The organism is Isoptericola croceus, from assembly GCF_029382255.1.
In the GTDB taxonomy this organism is placed as follows: domain Bacteria; phylum Actinomycetota; class Actinomycetes; order Actinomycetales; family Cellulomonadaceae; genus Isoptericola; species Isoptericola croceus.
Genome location: NZ_JARLLG010000136.1, coordinates 1 through 280, shown reverse-complemented (window position 1 = coordinate 280; position 280 = coordinate 1). Strand labels below are relative to the sequence as shown.

Below are 280 nucleotides of genomic sequence, written 5' to 3'. Positions count from 1 at the left end.
ACCGAGACGACATGGGTGGCGTAGGGTCTTTCATGCGACAGAATCGCACGCTCTATGTCGGCCGCATCCACGTCACCGACGACATCGAGGAGGTCGTCGCGCGCCACTTCGCCGAATGGGGCGAGATCGAGCGCATCCGGGTGCTCACCAATCGCGGCGTCGCCTTCGTAACTTACACCAACGAGGCGAACTCGCAGTTTGCAAAGGAGGCCATGGCACATCAGAGTTTAGACCACAACGAGATCCTCAACGTGCGTTGGGCCACCGTGGACCCGAACCC

At 60.7% G+C, this 280-nt stretch carries 1 protein-coding gene; it reads left to right on the top strand.

Translation table 11 applies throughout. From position 1 onward, the window contains the following. Positions 1-32: 32 nt before the first annotated feature. Positions 33-280: RNA-binding protein (locus PZC42_RS24445; protein WP_277214035.1), on the top strand; the 248-nt coding region annotated here is incomplete at its 3' end.